The sequence below is a fragment of the Streptacidiphilus sp. ASG 303 genome (assembly GCF_020991365.1).
GTDB lineage: Bacteria > Actinomycetota > Actinomycetes > Streptomycetales > Streptomycetaceae > Peterkaempfera.
On sequence record NZ_JAJLRA010000026.1, the window covers coordinates 68,142 to 83,425 of the forward strand.

The window sequence follows — 15,284 nt, forward strand, 5'->3', positions numbered from 1 at the left end:
GGACGCCGGACATCGGCACCCGGCAACCTCGCCCGACCCGCCCGTCCTACCCGACCCGTCCGGCCCAACCGACCCGTCCGGCCCAACCGACCCGTCCGGCCCAACCGACCCGTCCGGCCCGCGGAGGACCCGGACGGGCCGCCCACCCGAGGAGCGCAGCTTGAGACACCATCCCCCGCAGGACGCCCTGCCGGACCGGCGCCCCTCCCGGCGCCGCGTCGCCGGTGCGCTGCTCGCCGCCGCGGCGACCGCCCTCGGCGCGGCCCCGGCCCCGGGCGCCTCCGTCGCCGCCACCGGGCCGGGGGCGGCGACCGCCGCGCACCACCGGCCGGCGCCGTACCTGGACGCCCGGCTGCCGGTCGAGCGGCGGGTCGCCGACCTGCTCGGCCGCATGACGCTGCAGGAGAAGGTCGGCCAGATGACGCAGACCGAGCGCGGCTCGGTCGACGCCGACCGGTCCCGGATCACCGACCTCGCCTTCGGCTCCCTCCTCTCCGGCGGCGGCTCCGCACCCACCCCCAACACGCCGGAGGCGTGGGCCGACATGGTCGACGCCTACCAGGAGCGGGCCCTGGCGACCCGGCTGCACATCCCGCTGCTGTACGGCATCGACTCGGTCCACGGCGACGGCAACCTGGTCGGCGCCACGGTCTTCCCGCACGACATCGCCCTGGGCGCCACCCGCGACCCCGCGCTGGTGCGCGAGGTCGAGCACGTCACCGCCGCCGAGACCCGCGCCACCGGACCGCAGTGGGTCTTCGCCCCCTGCCTGTGCGTCGTCCGCGACGACCGCTGGGGCCGCACCTACGAGAGTTTCGGCGAGGACCCGGCGCTGGTCGAGCGGATGGAGACCGCCATCGACGGCTTCCAGGGCACCCGCCCCGGCGACCTGGCCCGCCCCGACCGCGTCCTGGCCACGGCCAAGCACTTCGCCGGCGACGGCGACACCGCGTACGGCACCTCGACCACCGGCACCTACACCCTCGACCAGGGCGTGACCGTCACCGACCACGCGCACTTCGCGAAGGTCGACCTGGCGCCGTACGTCCCGGCCGTCCGCAGGCACCGCGTCGGCAGCATCATGCCGTCCTACTCCAGCGTCCGCTGGACCGACGTGCCCGGCAGCACCCCGGTGAAGATGAGCGCCGACCGGGAGCTGCTCACCGGCTTCCTCAAGGAGAGGAACGGCTTCGACGGCTTCCTCATCAGCGACTGGGAGGCCGTCCACCAGCTCCCCGGCGACTTCCCGGCCCAGGTCCGTACCGCCGTCGACGCCGGGATGGACATGTTCATGGAGCCGTACAGCGCCCCGCAGTTCGAGCAGACGCTGACCGCCGAGGTCGAGGCCGGCCGGGTGCCCGTGTCCCGGATCGACGACGCGGTGCGGCGCATCCTGCGCGCCAAGTTCCGCCTCGGCCTCTTCGAGCACCCCTACACCGACCGCACCGGCATCCCCGCGATCGGCTCGCCCGCCCACCGCGCCGTGGCCCGCCGCGCCGTCGCCGCCTCCCAGGTGCTGCTCCGCAACCGGCAGCGCACCCTGCCGCTGTCGCCCTCCGCCCGCATCTACGTGGCCGGGGCCGATGCCGACGACCTGGGCAACCAGTCCGGGGGCTGGACCGTGACCTGGCAGGGACGGTCCGGGGACACGATCCCCGGCACCACGATCCTCGAGGGCATCCGGCAGGATGCCGCCCACGTCACCTACAGCGCCGACGCCTCCGCCCCCACCGCCGGACACGACGTCGGCATCGTCGTCGTCGGCGAGACCCCCTACGCCGAAGGTGTGGGCGACGTCGGCAACGGCCACACCCTGGAACTCTCCGCCGCCGACCGGGCGAACGTCGACCGCGTGTGCGCTGCCATCCGGACCTGCGTCGTCCTCGACGTCGCCGGACGCCCGCAGATCGTCACCGACCGGCTGCCGAGGACCGACGCCTTCGTCATGTCCTGGCTCCCCGGCAGCGAGGGCGGGGGCGTGGCCGACGTGCTCTTCGGCAAGCGCCCCTTCACCGGCAGGCTCCCGGTCTCCTGGCCGCGCAGCGAGGCCCAGGAGCCGGTCAACGCCGGCGACCCGCGCCACGACCCGCTCTTCCCCTACGGCTACGGCCTCACCACCCACCGGCGCCACCGGTAGCCGCCCCCCGCCCGCAGGCAGCAGCCCGCAGGCGCCTCGACCGCCCGCGCGGCCCACGGCCGTCCTCCCCGGCCGCCCTTCCCGGGGAGGGCGTCCGGTCCGCCGGACGGGCCGGCGCGCCGCGGATCCCCCGCCTCCGCCCCCGCGCCGGTACCTATCAGGTACCATTCCGGCATGCCGTCCTTGAACATCACCTTCACCGACGAGGAGCTCGCCTCCGTCCGCGCCGCCGCGGCCGCGGAGGGCAAGTCCCTCAAGCAGTACGTCCACGACCTCCCGCTGCGCGAGCAGCAGCGCCTGCAGTTCGTCCGCTACGCCGCGGCCTGGGGCGACGCCCACCGTGCGGAGTTCGACGAGGCGTTTCCCGACGAGGCCCCGTCCGCCGCGGGCCCGCAGGGAGTCGAAGCCGCCTGATGACCGTCCACATCGACGTGCCCTGGCTGCTGGACGTCCAGGAGCAGGCCGTCCCCGAGGACCTCGCGGTCGCCGACTACTCCGCCCTCGTCGCCGCCGTGGCCCGGCACCGCACCCGCATCCCCCGCCCGGCCACCGCCGACCCCGACGCGGCCTGGAAGGCGGCGGCCCTCCTGCACACCCTGGTCCGCCTGGAGCCGCTGCCGTACCGCAACAGCCTCTACGCCTGCCAGGTCGCCGTCGCCTACATGCACGTCTGCGGCGAGGGCGTCGACCCGCCGTACGGCGCCCTCGTCGACCTCGTCCGCGACATCCAGGCCCGCAAGGCGGACGTCTACCAGGCCGCCGAGCGCATCCGCTCCTGGCGCATCTGACGCCTGCCGCCCGTCCTGCCGCTCCCGCCCGTCCTACCGCTCCCGCCCGTCCTCCCGCCCCGGCCCGCCCTCCTGACGCCGTCCCGGCACCCTCCCGCTCCGCCCCCGCCGGGGCGGTGGTATGCAGGCACGATGAACTCATGCGTCAGGACGGACACGGCCGGCGGCGTGGGCCGCCTGGTCCTCGACCGGCCGTCGGCCCTCAACGCGCTGGACCTCCCCATGGTCCGCGCGCTCTCCTCCGCGCTGCTGCGGTGGCGCGACGACCCGGCCGTCGGCGCCGTCGTGGTGGCGAGCTCCTCCCCCCGGGCGTTCTGCGCGGGCGGCGACATCCGGGCGGTCCGGGAGGCGGTGCTGGCCGGCGACCGCGAGGCCGTGCGGGCCTTCTTCACGGAGGAGTACCGCCTGAACCGGCTGATCGCCGAGTATCCCAAGCCGTACGTGGCGCTCATCGACGGCTTCGCCATGGGCGGCGGCCTCGGCATCTCGGTGCACGGCTCGGCGCGCGTGGTCACCGAGCGGGCCTCCCTCGCGATGCCCGAGACGCACATCGGGTTCTTCCCGGACGTCGGCGCGAGCCACTTCCTGCCCCGGCTGCCCGGCGGCACCGGCATGTACCTGGGGCTGACCGGCGCCCGCATCGGGGCCGGCGCCGCGGTCGCCTGCGGTCTCGCCACCCACTTCGTGCCCTCGGCCGGTCTGCCCGCCCTGGAGCGCGACCTGGCCCGCGCCGACGCGCGGGAGTTCCCCCGGGTCCTGGACTCCCACGCGCGCCCCGCCCCCGCATCGGAACTGGCCGACCACCGGGAACGCGTCGACCACTGCTTCGGCGCCCCCGCCCTGGAGGAGGTGGTGGCCAGGCTGGAGGCCGACGGCGGCGCCTGGGCCCGGGGCGCGCTCGCGGACCTGCGGCGTGCCTCGCCCACCAGTCTGGCGGCCACCTTCGCCCTCCTGCGCCGCGGGGCGCGCTCCCCGCTCGCCGCGTGCCTGGAGCGCGAGCTGCGCCTGGGGGAGGTGCTCACGGCGGGTCCCGACTTCGCCGAGGGGGTCCGCGCGGTCCTGGTGGACAAGGACGGCGCCCCCGCGTGGGCCCCCGTAGACACCCGTACGGCGGCCTGCCTCCAGGAGGCGTGACCGCGTCCGCCGGCGGTGCCGGGCCGCGGCCGCGTTCCTGAGGGTGCGCCAGGCGGCCGGCCCCGTACCGGTCGCCCGGGGCGGGACCGGCCGGCCCGTCCTCCCGTGTGTGCAGCGGTCGCAGGCGGCGCAGGAGTCCAGGGCGGGCGACCGGTCGGACCACCGGCCCTGGCCCGGCCACGACCGCACCGGGTGGCGGCGGACGGCTCGTCCCTGCTGCCGCAGCTGCCGCAACTCCCGGCGTGGACGGCGGACCGCTCCGCCTGCGTCCCCCGGCAGGACGGCCCCCGGGTGGCCGTGGCGCCCGGGGAGGGCGCCGCCGGCGCGGCGACGGGGCTGGCGCCGCTCCGCCCGGCGGGTCTGCCCGAAAGGGCACGCTTGCCCGCCCTCCGTCCGGCGGTCCGGCCGGCCGTACCGGGGCCCTTCCTCGGCCTGGCCTCCGCACGCCGCACATGTGTCCTCTTTTGTCCTTCATTGGCGGCCCGACGCGGCCTTTCCGCCGCGCTCCCGGGACGGATGCGCCCTGGTGCGAAAAAGAACGCGGCGTGGCCTTCCCATGTCCGAAAGGACCGTGCTTCCGCCCCGGCGGCTCCTCGACCTTATGGCGCCGTTTCGTTCATGTACGCTGCACGCGCAACGTTTCCGGCCGAGGGCCCGGCAGGCGGGACACTTCCGGCCTGCGTCCCGGCGTGTCCCAGGAAGCAGTACAGAAAGCAGGTGTCCCGTGCCCGTGTGCCGAAAATTGCAGAGGGCCGGCTCCTCCCGGATGCCGGGCGACATATCCGGACCTGCGTGCGGGTCCGCGTCCGGAATCGGCGGCGCCTGAGCGACCGTACACGCCGCCGCGTGCTGTTTTCTCGGGAACGGCACGCACGGGCGGGCCGAGGGACACTGCCCCGCCCCGCCCGGTCCCGGGTCCACCGGAATCATGCTTCCGACGGCCTCGGACGCCACTGCCGTGCGATTCCCGTCCGGCCGCGCCCGCGGCCTGACAAAACCGGTGCCATTGCGCCGGCTATTCCGCTCCTCCCGTGCCCCCCGGTCGGGAGGAAGCATGCGGTGCGGAAATGAAAGGCGCCTTCCGGCGCGGTGCGGCGCCTTGCCGCAGTGGATATGGGGAAATGTTCATGAGATCGCGTCGGATGACCATTCGCAGCAAGCTGACCGCCCTGCTGCTGCTCCCGCTCGTATCGCTGGCGGCCCTCTGGGCCTACGCCGCGTACCTGTCGCTGGGCAACGCCCTCACCCTCTCCCGCGTGAACACGATCGGCACCCACCTCGCCCGCCCCCTGGGCAAGGTCGTGATCGGCCTCCAGGCCGAGCGCCGCTCCTCCCTCGTCGCCCTCGTCGGCAACGTCCGGAAGGAGGGGCCCGGCGGCGTCCCGGTCCCGCCCGAACTGGCCCGCAGCCGGGCCGGCACGGACAGCGCGGTCGCCGCCTTCCTCGCCGAGGCCGACGACCCGGACGTCCGCAAGGACGAGAACGACCGCGTCCGCCGGAGCGTCGACGCAGCCCGGCAGGCCCTCGAGGGCATCACCGACCTCCGGAAGGGCGTCGATGCCGGTGTCCTCGCCGCCGACCGGGTCCTCGCCTCGTACACCATGGTCAACGCGGCGATCTCCGAGGCCTTCGACGCCATGACCGTCCTGCCGGACCAGGACGCCCAGGACTTCGGACGGGCCCTGCACACGCTCGTCCTCGGCGGAGACTTCCTCTCCCAGGAGGACGCCCTGGTCTCCGCCGCCGCGGCGGGCCCCTCCCACCGCCTGGGCCGCAGCGCCTACGCCGCCGTCGTCCAGGACATCGGCCCCCGGCGGTACCTCAACCGCGCGGCCGTGGCCGGCCTGCCTCCGGCCCAGCGGGCCCCTTTCCTCAGGCTCTCCGAGCCCGGCGGGCCCCTGCAGCAGGTGGCGGCCATGGAGCAGCAGATCATCGACGCCGGCCCGGACGCCCGCGCCCTGCCGTTCCCGATCGCCCGCTGGCGCGCCGCCTACGACGCCCAGTGGAATGCCACCAACCGGCTCGCCCTGGACGACATCGACGTCGTCTTCACCCTCACCGGCCCACCTGCCACCCGCGCCCTGGTCGAGCTGCTCCTCGCCGGCCTCCTCGGACTGGTCGCCCTCGTCGTCTCCGTCGTCCTGTCGGTCCGCATCGCCCGCTCCCTCGTCGGCGACCTCGGCCGCCTGCGCACCTCCGCGCGCAACCTCACCGACGACCGGCTGCGCGACGTCGTCGGCCGCCTGCGCCGCGGTGAGACGGTCGACGTCGCGGTCGACACGGCACGCCCGGAATTCGTCAACCGGGAGATGGCCCGGCTGGGCGACGCGTTCCTCGCCCTGCAGAGCACCGCCGTCGAGCTCGCCGCCGAGGACATCCGCCTGCACCGCGGCTTCAGCGAGGTGTTCCTCAACCTCGCCCGCCGCAGCCAGGCGCTGGTCCACCGTCAGCTCAGCCTGCTCGACACCATGGAGAGGCAGGAGGACGACCCCGGTGTCCTGGAGAACCTCTACCGCCTGGACCAGCTCGCCACTCGGCTGCGCCGCTACGCGGAAGGCCTGATCATCGTCTCGGGCGCCGCCCCCGGCCGCGTCTGGCGCCGCCCCGTCCCGGCCGTGGACGTCGTGCGCGCCGCCGTCGCCGAGACCGAGGACTACGCCCGCGTCGTCGTCCCCCCCGTGCCGGACGTCGGCATCGCCGGCCGCGCCGCCGCCGACGTCATCCACCTGCTCGCGGAGCTCGTCGAGAACGCGCAGAACTTCTCGCCGTCCGACAGCGAGATCCGGGTGAGCGTCGGCACCGGGGCCGGCGGCCTCATCGTGGAGATCGACGACCGGGGCCTCGGCATGGCCCCGGAGGACCTCGAGGCCGCCAACGCCCGCATCACCTCCCCCGTGGACATCAGCGACGTCGACAGCACCCGCCTGGGGCTGATCACCGTCGGGCGCCTCGCCCAGCGGCACAAGGTCAACGTGGCCCTGCGCTCCTCGCCCTACGGCGGCCTGACCGCCGTCGTCCTGATCCCGCACGCCCTCCTGGAGCAGCTCCCCCCGCGCGACGCGGCGCAGCTCGCCCCCGCCGCCGCCGCCCTCCCGCCCGCCGGTCCGCACGGACACGCCGGCGATCCGTACGGGCACGACAGGCAACCCGGGGCCACCGCTCACGCGATGCCCGCGCCGCCGCACCGCGAGGGGACCGCGTTCCCCGAGGGGCCGCCCCTCCCCGGGGTCGCCGACGCCCTGGCCGCGCCCGTACCGCAGGTCCACGCCGCGCAGCAGGTCCACGCCGCGCCCCCGCCCGTCGTTGCGGCCTCCGCAGCCCCCGAGACCGTTCCGAACGCCTGGCAGGGTCACCATCAGGTTCCCGCCGCCCGGCAGCCGGAGACCATCGACGGCCTGCCGCGCCGCGTCCGCCAGGCGAGCCTCGCCCCCCAGCTCAAGGACGATCCCGCCGCGGCGGCCGGCCCGCTGGACTGGGGAGGCGCGTCCGCCCACGCGGTCCGGGCCCCCGCCGGGCCGGTGCCGCACCCCGGGGCTCCGCTCCCGGGCGGCGCCGGCACCGCCGCAGACCCAGGCCCTTGGCCCGGAGACCCCTTCGGCTCCGTGCCGCAGGTCCGGCCGGCCGGTCCCGCACCGGCTGCCGACGGGAACCGCGGCGCCCCTCCCCTGTTCGAGGCCGCGTTCTCTTCGGCCGGCGCCCGCCCCCCTGCCCCCGCGGCACACGGCGGGCGCCCCACCCAGGTGCGTTCGCTGATGTCCGCCCTCCAGTCCGGCGCCGCCCGCGGACGGCTGGAGCAGCCGGTCCCCGGCGGCGGCCCCGAACCCCGACCCCGCCGTCCCCACGTCCCCCATCACGGAAACGGAAGCACGCGATGACGCAGCCACTCGTGACCGACACGACCGCGAACCTGGGCTGGCTCCTGAACGACATGGCTCACCGCGTGCCGGACGTCGGCCACGCGGTCGTGCTCTCGACGGACGGGTTGATGCTGGCCGCCTCCGGCGGACTGACCCTCGACCACGCCCAGCAGCTCTCCGCCGTGGCCTCCGGCTTCCACAGCCTGGCCAAGGGGGCCGGCCGCCACTTCGGCGGCGGCGCCGTACGCCAGACGATGGTCGAGATGGAGGCGGGCTACCTCTTCGTCTGCGCCGCGGGGGACAACGCCTGCCTCGCCGTGCTCACCCCCGAGGGCGCCGACATCGGCGCCGTCGCCTACGAGATGGCCATGCTGGTCAAGCGGGTCGGCCAGCACCTGTCCGTCGACGCCCGGGGCCGCTGAGGCCACGGCAGCGGACGACCCCGTGATCGACACCGAATGGGTCGACGAGGAGGCCGGGCCCCTCGTCCGCCCCTACGCCATGGTGCGCGGCCGCACCCGGTCCCGGCAGGAGGTCTTCGACCTGGTGGCCTTCGTCGTCGCCGCCGTCGACACCCTGTACGGCTGGGTGAACGTGGAGCCCGAGCACAGCGCCCTGCTCTCCCTGTGTCGCCGTCCGCTGTCCGTGGGCGAACTGTCCGCCCGGACCGACCTGCCGGTCGGGGTGGTCCGGGTCCTGCTCGGCGACCTGCTGGACATGGGAGCCATCCGGCTTCGCGAGCCCGCCTACGCCGGCGGCAGACCGAGCCTCGACCTCATCAGGGAGGTGCTCGATGGACTCCGCGCGCTCTGATCCGCGCGGTGCCGGAACAGCGGCCTCCGCCGGCGGCCGTCCACGGCCACTGCCGGCGCACGCAACGCCCAGAAACGGAGTGGGAGTGTGGTCATGACCAGAGCCCTGCCGGGTGGATCCCCGGGAACGGCGCCCCAGGACGACCTGCCCCAGGCCGTCAAGATCCTCGTCGCCGGGGGCTTCGGGACGGGCAAGACCACGCTGGTCTCCGCGATCAGCGAGATCACCTCGTTCCACACCGAGGAGAACCTCACCCGGAGCAGCCTCGGTGTCGACGACACCGCAGGGGTGGAGGCCAAGACCACCACGACCGTGGCGATGGACTTCGGCCGCATCACCCTCCATGACCGGCTGGACCTCTTCCTGTTCGGCACACCCGGCCAGGACCGGTTCTGGTTCATGTGGGACGAGCTGGCCGCCGGGGCGCTGTGCGCGCTCGTCCTGACCGACACCCGGCGCCTCGCCTCCTCCTTCGCCGCCGTCGACTACTTCGAGCGGCGCGGACTGCCGTTCGTCGTGGCGGTCAACACCTTCGACGGTGCCCGCGACTACCCCGCGGAGACGGTCCGGGCCGCCCTGGACCTCGACCCGCACGTGCCGGTGCTCTTCTGCGACGCGCGGCGGCGCGACTCGGTCAAGGCCCTCCTGGTCGACGCCGTGGAGCACGTGCTCGCCGTCGAGGGGCGCCTTTCCCGGTGAGCCCGGGCGGACGCCGGCCCGGCCCGGCTCTCCGGGGCCGGGCCGACGTCCGCCGCCTGACGCAGCGGCTCCCGCCGCTCGTCCGGTGCAGGCCGGGTCCTCCCGTGGCCACCCACGGCGAACGTCCGGCCCACCGCCCTGCCCGGACGCCTCGGGGCGGGCGCCCTCCCGCTGCCGCCGTGCCGCATCCCGGGAGGGGCGCGGTGGGCTGCCGGGGAGGCCCGGGGCGTACCCCCGCTCTCAGCGACGCCCGGGCGCGACGCCCTTGAGAGGGATGGCCCCGACCTCCGCCGTCTGCGGCTCCCCGCTCCGGACGCCCAGGGCCGCGCGGAGGTCCGCGACGCTCGCGCCGACGGAGACGCCCCCGTGCGGGTTGATCCACACGGCGGTCTCCTCCGGCAGGGCGGCGACCAGATCCGCCAACCCGACAGGCAGCAGTTGCGGCACGTCGTCCGGCCCCTGCCGGGGGTCGGTGAGGACGGCCACGAAAAGGCCGTCCCCGTCCCGGTGGGCCGTCAGTCGTCCCCGGGAGTCCGCGGGAACGTACACGCTGACTCCCGCCAGCGCGTCGAGCACCTCGGCGTACGCGGCCCGGCCCGTCGCGGCGTCCTGCATCACCGCGTCCACCGGATCGGTGGGTGCGGCGAGGCCCAGGCCCTGTGCTGACGGCCGGTAACCGGGGTTGGCGGTGAACCCCACGGGAGCGCCCTCTCCGTCCACCTCCCAGGCACCGGCGATCCCGTCCGGGGGCACGGCGCCGTCGGGGTCGTAGGAGGGGTCCACCAGGTAGAGCCACCGTCCCGGGGAGCGCCGCGCCCGTGCGCGCACCTCCTCCGTGGCCGTGGGCGGACCCGTCTCGCCTGCCGGGGTGTCCTCCACCGTCGTTCCTTCCTCCCTCTGCATGCTCGCGAACGGATCCGCTCAGGCGCCCGGGGGCGGCGGGGGCGGTGGGGGCAGCGGCCCGGTAGGCCTGGGCCGGGGCGGGAGCGGCAGGCCCGTGACCGGCGGGGGGCCCGGGGGCGGGCCGGGCGGCGGTGGGGGCAGCGGTCCCGTCGGCCTGGGCCGGGGCGGGAGCGGCAGCCCCGTGACCGGCGGCGGGCCCGGCGGCGGGGGCAGGGCGCCGTGCGGCGGGCGGCCGGCCGGCGGCAGCGGCCGGATCCGCGGCGGACGCAGGACGGGCCCGTCCGGCTGCACCGCGCCGGGGACGTGGGGCCTGATGTCGGCCGGGAAGGATCCGCCCGGCGGGGGACTGGGGGGCAGCGGCAGGAACGCCGGATTGAAGTTCGGATTCGGCACGAACCTGCCCACCGTCACCGGCAGGAAGGGACCGGACCCGCCGGTCACCAGCTGGGCGCCCCGGATGTTCTCCGCGCTGATGCCGCCGGGGAAGCTGACCTCCTGCTGCCCCTCGCCCGCGTGACTGCCCAGCGTCCTGTTCACGTCGACCCCTCCGGGGGCCTGGATGTGGAACCGGAAGACGTGCTCGCCGCCCGGCCCGGTGCCCCCGAGGAAGTTCAGGTCCTCCCGCCTCGTCGTCGACACGAACGCCGACGGGGTGTTCCGGTCCACGAAGTCCGCCAGGTCCGTGTGCGACGGGTCCCTCGGCGCGAAACCCGTGGTGAAGATGCCGTCCGGGCCCACGGGGAGCCGCGTGTCGTCGCGGAAGAGCGGGTTGTTGTCGGTACGGAACTGGGGGAGTCCGGCCGGGTTCTCCGCGCTGGGCCTCACCCCCGTCACCAGGTGGGGGTCGACCGACGGGTCCTGCCGCGCCGGGGGCAGGCCGACCGGGTGCGCCGGGGGCACGGGGCCCGCGGTGCCCTGTCCCCCGGGGAGACTCCTGGACCGCCCCGGCGCTGACCCGCCGGGCCGGCCCGCGCCCTCCGCGCCCCTCCTGCCCGGCAGCCGCCCGCGGGACACCGCGCCCCCGAGCACGCCGGCCCCCAGGATCGCCGCGGCATCGAGCCGCTCCCCGTTCAGCGCCTCGGTCGCCGCCTCCCGTCCGGCTTCCCCGGCGATGTGCCCGGTGACCGCGACCGCAGGCCTGGCGGCCGGGCCTCCGATCACCGCTCCGACCGTCCGGGGACTGCCGAGCGTCTGCCGGATCCTCGAAAGGCTTCCGCCCACGGTCCTCCCCGCCCCCGGGAGGATCCGCCCTACGGCACCCGCGGCGGCCTTGAGCCCCACGCCCCCGAACCTGAGCAGCGCCGCTCCCGGGACCAGCCCGATCAGCCCGACCAGCAGGTCGCCGAGTTTGAAGCCCCCGGTCGCCACGGCGACCACCTCGGTGAACGCGAACAGCGCCGCGCCGAGCAGGGCTCCCACCACGGGGAAGAAGACCGCCACGACGGCGGCCAGCAGTCCCAGGAGGATCTGCACGAACGGGAAGTCCTTGAAGAAGTCGGCGATCCGCTGGAAGACGTTCCGCGGGGGGATGGCCTCGCCCGCCGCCCGGTCCAGCACGTCCGCGCAGGTCCGCTGGGCACCCTCGCGCAGCGCCCTCGCCTGCTCGGCCAGGTTCCGGGCGGCCCCGAGCCCGCTCCGGCCCGTCTCGATCTCCTCCTGCCTCCGGCGCGCCGCGTCCCTCTCCTCGTCCGTGGGGTTCTCACCCAGCGCCACCGGGGGCCGGTCGGCCTGGGCCGACGCGCTCCGCGCCTGCTCGACGGCCCGGTCGAAGGTGTCCTGGGCCTCCTGGAGCCGGGGGGCGTAGTCGCTGTAGGCCTGGGCCGCGTCGTGGTAGGACGTCGCGGTCCTGGAGAGCTTCTCCGGCAGGTCGTCGCCGACCTTCTCCCGCAGGGCGTCCATCGCCGCCCCCCGGCCGCGCGTGAGCTCCCCGTCCCGCCGGAGCACGCCCAGGGCCCGCTCCGCGGCGTCCCCGACGTCCCGGTACCGCCGGGCCACGTCCCGGATCAGCCCGGGATCGCCAGGGGTCGGGTCCTCGTCCATGCCCACCAGCCGGAAGTCCTCCAGGCCCGAGTGCAGCCGCGCCATGCCCGCCTCCCGCTGCTGTGCGCCCGTGCATTCCAAGCCCTACACGAGGCACGGCGGCGGAAGGTTCAGTGCGCACCCTCACGACGTCCGCCGATCGGCCCACAGGTACCTCACCCGAGGACGCTGAGGCTCCGAGCAATTCCGGTGCGCTTCCATGAATCGGTCTCTCCAGCCTCGCGCCCGTACGGATGGCGGCGGAGCGGGGGCGGTCGCGGTGTGCCCGCCGATGGTACGGATCACGGCACGGAGAAACCTTACGGCGGGCGGCGGCCCCGAATCAGTCCAGCACGGCCGGCAGCCGGGTCTGCGGGTCGTTCGATCGTTGGAGGAGGGGCAGGGCGACGAGCGGGAGGACGACGACCGAGAGCAGTCCGGCGGCGACCAGCGCGGCGGCATTCTCGGGCCGTACGGCGTGCAGTCTCAGGCCGATGGTCGCTGCGGCCACGATGACCGGCAGCGAGGTGGCCTGGAGCAGCGCGGTGGCCGCCACCTCGGTCCAGGACAGACCGGCGGCCCGGTACAGCAGGGCCGGGAGACCCCGTACCAGCAGCAGCGCGGCCAGGAACATCGGAACCCGCAGGACGGTTCCTGCGTTCTCGAACAGAGCGCCCAGGTTGAACTGGACACCGCTGGCCACGAAGAACACCGGGACGAGAAATCCGTGGCCGAGCCCTGCGAGCTTCATATGGAAGCGCGGGTGGGAGCGCTCGGCATCCGGGTCGATCAGTCGGAGCACGGCTCCCGCGACAAAGGCGCCGAGGATGGCTTCGAAGCCCAGATGGAGCGACATCGCCGAGAGCCCGACGACTAGCAGCATCGCCAGTCGGATGCGGATCTGGGCGCTGGTGTCGGCCAGCCGGTCGAGTGTGTCCGACAGCCAGCGTCGGCGCCCGGCACGCAGGGACGCTGTGACGATGAGCGCTGCGACGCCGATGAGGACCAGAAGCAGGAGGATCTTGGAACCGGCGTCGGACGACCTTTCCGAGAACAGCAGCGACAGCAGGACGACGGCGCCCACCTCGCCTGCCGAGGCGCCGCCGATCACCAGCTGCCCGACCGGCTGGTCGATCGCGCGGGAGTCCTTCAGGATGGGAACCAGCAGCCCGAGTGCCGTCGCCATGAGCGCTGTGCCGATCAACAGGGGACTCTCGACCAGGCCGGCGAGGTGCATGAGCAGGCCGACCGACAGGGCCAGGACGGCGGACACCAGTAGGCCGACGCCGATCAGGCGCGCACGGGGCCCGCGGAGCTGCTGGATGTCGATCTCGAGTCCGGCCAGGAAGAGCAGGAATCCCAGCCCGATCACCGACAGCATTTCTACGGCGCTGTCCGCCGTGACGACGTCCAGCACGGCCGGACCCAGGACGATGCCCGCCAGGATCTCCAGCACCGCGCCCGGCAGTGGCAGGCGGGGTACGACGGAGAGCAGAAGCGGCACGCCGGCCGCTGTGGCCAGCACGATCACGAGGTTGTCGTAGGACATCAGGGCTCCAGGGACCGACACGGACGGACCGGCGCCACACCACTATCGGCGCGCCGCGCGCCGCACCGTGATGAGGCGTGAGGCCCTCGTCCCTGCAACCGTGGCGGCAGGAACAGAACGGTGCGCCAGTCGGCCACCGGCCGACGACGTATCGACACGCTATCAATGTTGCATATCAAATACATATTAAAGAGACGTGTGATGCGCGCCCCATCGGAAGCCTTCCGCCCGCTTGTTCCCACGGTCACGGACGAGCTGTGGGTCCGGTGGAGCCCGGAGGGTGGTGCCTCCATGGCCTTCGCCAAGCGAGGCATGGGGTTCCGGGTCCTTGGACCATGTCCTGCGTGGCGGGCCGGTCGTTGGGAACGTCATGGGGCGGGGTGCGTGGAGTTGGGGATCGTTCCGGAGGGGTTGTGGGAGATCACGGAGCCGCTGATCCCGCCCTCTCGGGTGCGGCCGCAGGGTGGCGGGACGCAGCACACGCCTGATGAGACGGTGTGCGCCGCGATCGTCTACGTGCTGGTGTCCGGCTGCGCCTGGCGGGCGCTGCCGCCCTGCTTCGTGATGTCGGAGTCCACCGCGCATCGCCGGTTCCCGATCTGGTCCAGGGCCGGGGTGTGGGGTCGGCTGCACGAGGCGGTCCTGCACCGCCTGGACGACGCCGGCCTGCTCGATGTCTCCCGTGTCGTCCTGGACTCCGCGCACGTCCGGGCCAAAAAGGGGGCGAGCTCACCGGTTCGGGCCCCGTGGACCGGGGCAGGCCGGGTTCCAGGACGCTCGTCCTGTCGGACGCGAACAGGCTGCGCCTCCTCGTCGGCCTCTCGGCCGCCAACACCCACGACAGCCAGGCCCTGAAGCCCATGGTCCAGGGCCACAAAACGAGACACCACCCCCACCGCGGCCGTCATCTCAAGCCCCATCGCCTCCACGCGGACAAGGCCTACGACATCTCTCACCTGCGGACATGGCTCCGCGGGAAACGTGTCGGCGTCCGCATCGCCCGCAAGGGCATCGAGTCGTCAGCACGACTCGGCCGCCGCAGGTAGGTGATCGAGCGGACCATGTCCTGGCTCACCGGATACCGTCGGCTCAGCCACCGCTACGAACGCCACCCCCGCAACTACCTGGCCTTCCTCGGCCTTGCCGCAGCCCTCTGCTGCTCCAAGCGACTCCTCCGCCTCACTGCATAGGACACGGTCTTACAGGACGTCTCATTTGGCGTGATCGCTAGTCTGGTGCCATGGTGACGATGGTCGAACGCATGGTGCCGGACGGGTTGTGGGAGCTGTTCCAGCGCGTGGTGCCGCCGGCGCCGACGCGGCCGCAGGGCGGTGGACGGCGGCGCTACGGGGACCGGGAGGTGCTGGCCGCGATCGTTTTCGTGG

11 protein-coding genes and 2 pseudogenes are annotated in these 15,284 nt (G+C 74.5%); 10 read left to right on the forward strand and 3 right to left on the reverse strand.

The window, feature by feature from the left end; all coding sequences use genetic code 11:
- Nucleotides 1-160: 160 nt before the first annotated feature.
- The 8 genes from LO771_RS24635 (at nucleotide 161) to LO771_RS24670 (ending at nucleotide 9,428) form a co-directional block, all read left to right on the forward strand.
- Nucleotides 161-2,137 carry a glycoside hydrolase family 3 protein gene (locus LO771_RS24635; RefSeq protein WP_374228232.1) on the forward strand — a complete coding sequence of 659 codons (1,977 nt, stop codon included), beginning with the start codon at nucleotides 161-163 and terminating at the stop codon, nucleotides 2,135-2,137.
- Nucleotides 2,138-2,311: 174 nt separating this feature from the next.
- Complete coding sequence (locus tag LO771_RS24640; protein ID WP_230746640.1) at nucleotides 2,312-2,551, forward strand: hypothetical protein; 240 nt, start codon at nucleotides 2,312-2,314, stop codon at nucleotides 2,549-2,551.
- Nucleotides 2,551-2,925 carry a toxin Doc gene (locus LO771_RS24645; RefSeq protein WP_230746642.1) on the forward strand — a complete coding sequence of 125 codons (375 nt, stop codon included), beginning with the start codon at nucleotides 2,551-2,553 and terminating at the stop codon, nucleotides 2,923-2,925. Before LO771_RS24640 ends, LO771_RS24645 begins: the two co-directional genes overlap by 1 nt.
- A gap of 132 nt (nucleotides 2,926-3,057) precedes the next feature.
- Entirely contained in the window at nucleotides 3,058-4,059 is a 1,002-nt protein-coding gene (locus LO771_RS24650; RefSeq protein ID WP_230746643.1) for an enoyl-CoA hydratase/isomerase family protein, read from the forward strand.
- A 1,142-nt stretch (nucleotides 4,060-5,201) separates the two neighbouring features.
- The gene (locus LO771_RS24655) at nucleotides 5,202-7,934 is read left to right on the forward strand and encodes an ATP-binding protein (protein WP_230746645.1); all 2,733 of its coding nucleotides are present in this window, start codon (nucleotides 5,202-5,204) and stop codon (nucleotides 7,932-7,934) included.
- Complete coding sequence (locus tag LO771_RS24660; protein ID WP_230746646.1) at nucleotides 7,931-8,338, forward strand: roadblock/LC7 domain-containing protein; 408 nt, start codon at nucleotides 7,931-7,933, stop codon at nucleotides 8,336-8,338. Before LO771_RS24655 ends, LO771_RS24660 begins: the two co-directional genes overlap by 4 nt.
- 22 nt (nucleotides 8,339-8,360) lie before the next feature.
- Nucleotides 8,361-8,729, forward strand: a complete 369-nt coding sequence (locus LO771_RS24665; protein WP_308188994.1) for a DUF742 domain-containing protein — start codon at nucleotides 8,361-8,363, stop codon at nucleotides 8,727-8,729.
- A 93-nt stretch (nucleotides 8,730-8,822) separates the two neighbouring features.
- A complete protein-coding gene (locus LO771_RS24670; protein ID WP_230746647.1) occupies nucleotides 8,823-9,428 on the forward strand; it encodes an ATP/GTP-binding protein in 606 nt (201 codons plus the stop codon).
- Nucleotides 9,429-9,668: 240 nt separating this feature from the next.
- Here LO771_RS24670 and LO771_RS24675 read toward each other — a convergent pair whose 3' ends face one another.
- The 3 genes from LO771_RS24675 to LO771_RS24685 form a co-directional block, all read right to left on the reverse strand.
- A complete protein-coding gene (locus LO771_RS24675) occupies nucleotides 9,669-10,307 on the reverse strand; it encodes a type VII secretion system-associated protein (protein ID WP_230746648.1) in 639 nt (212 codons plus the stop codon).
- Nucleotides 10,308-10,349: 42 nt separating this feature from the next.
- Nucleotides 10,350-12,416, reverse strand: a complete 2,067-nt coding sequence (locus LO771_RS24680; protein ID WP_230746654.1) for a putative T7SS-secreted protein — start codon at nucleotides 12,414-12,416, stop codon at nucleotides 10,350-10,352.
- A gap of 277 nt (nucleotides 12,417-12,693) precedes the next feature.
- Nucleotides 12,694-13,899 (reverse strand): cation:proton antiporter, encoded by a 1,206-nt coding sequence (locus tag LO771_RS24685; RefSeq protein ID WP_230746649.1) that lies wholly within the window; start codon nucleotides 13,897-13,899, stop codon nucleotides 12,694-12,696.
- A 370-nt stretch (nucleotides 13,900-14,269) separates the two neighbouring features.
- On the opposite strand from LO771_RS24685, the pseudogene LO771_RS24690 reads away from it, so the two are divergent.
- Together LO771_RS24690 and LO771_RS24695 are read left to right on the forward strand one after the other, a co-directional pair.
- A pseudogene (locus tag LO771_RS24690) lies at nucleotides 14,270-15,089 on the forward strand (IS5 family transposase).
- Nucleotides 15,090-15,139: 50 nt separating this feature from the next.
- A pseudogene (locus LO771_RS24695) lies at nucleotides 15,140-15,284 on the forward strand (IS5/IS1182 family transposase); the annotation flags it as partial.

Excerpts from the sequence above, each read along its gene's own strand:
- LO771_RS24640 (WP_230746640.1), top strand. The coding sequence starts at position 2,312 with ATGCCGTCCTTGAACATCACCTTCACCGACGAGGAGCTCGCCTCCGTC.
- LO771_RS24645 (WP_230746642.1), top strand. The coding sequence starts at position 2,551 with ATGACCGTCCACATCGACGTGCCCTGGCTGCTGGACGTCCAGGAGCAG.
- LO771_RS24650 (WP_230746643.1), top strand. The coding sequence starts at position 3,058 with ATGAACTCATGCGTCAGGACGGACACGGCCGGCGGCGTGGGCCGCCTG.
- LO771_RS24655 (WP_230746645.1), top strand. The coding sequence starts at position 5,202 with ATGACCATTCGCAGCAAGCTGACCGCCCTGCTGCTGCTCCCGCTCGTA.
- LO771_RS24660 (WP_230746646.1), top strand. The coding sequence starts at position 7,931 with ATGACGCAGCCACTCGTGACCGACACGACCGCGAACCTGGGCTGGCTC.
- LO771_RS24670 (WP_230746647.1), top strand. The coding sequence starts at position 8,823 with ATGACCAGAGCCCTGCCGGGTGGATCCCCGGGAACGGCGCCCCAGGAC.
- LO771_RS24680 (WP_230746654.1), bottom strand. The coding sequence starts at position 12,416 with ATGGCGCGGCTGCACTCGGGCCTGGAGGACTTCCGGCTGGTGGGCATG.
- LO771_RS24685 (WP_230746649.1), bottom strand. The coding sequence starts at position 13,899 with ATGTCCTACGACAACCTCGTGATCGTGCTGGCCACAGCGGCCGGCGTG.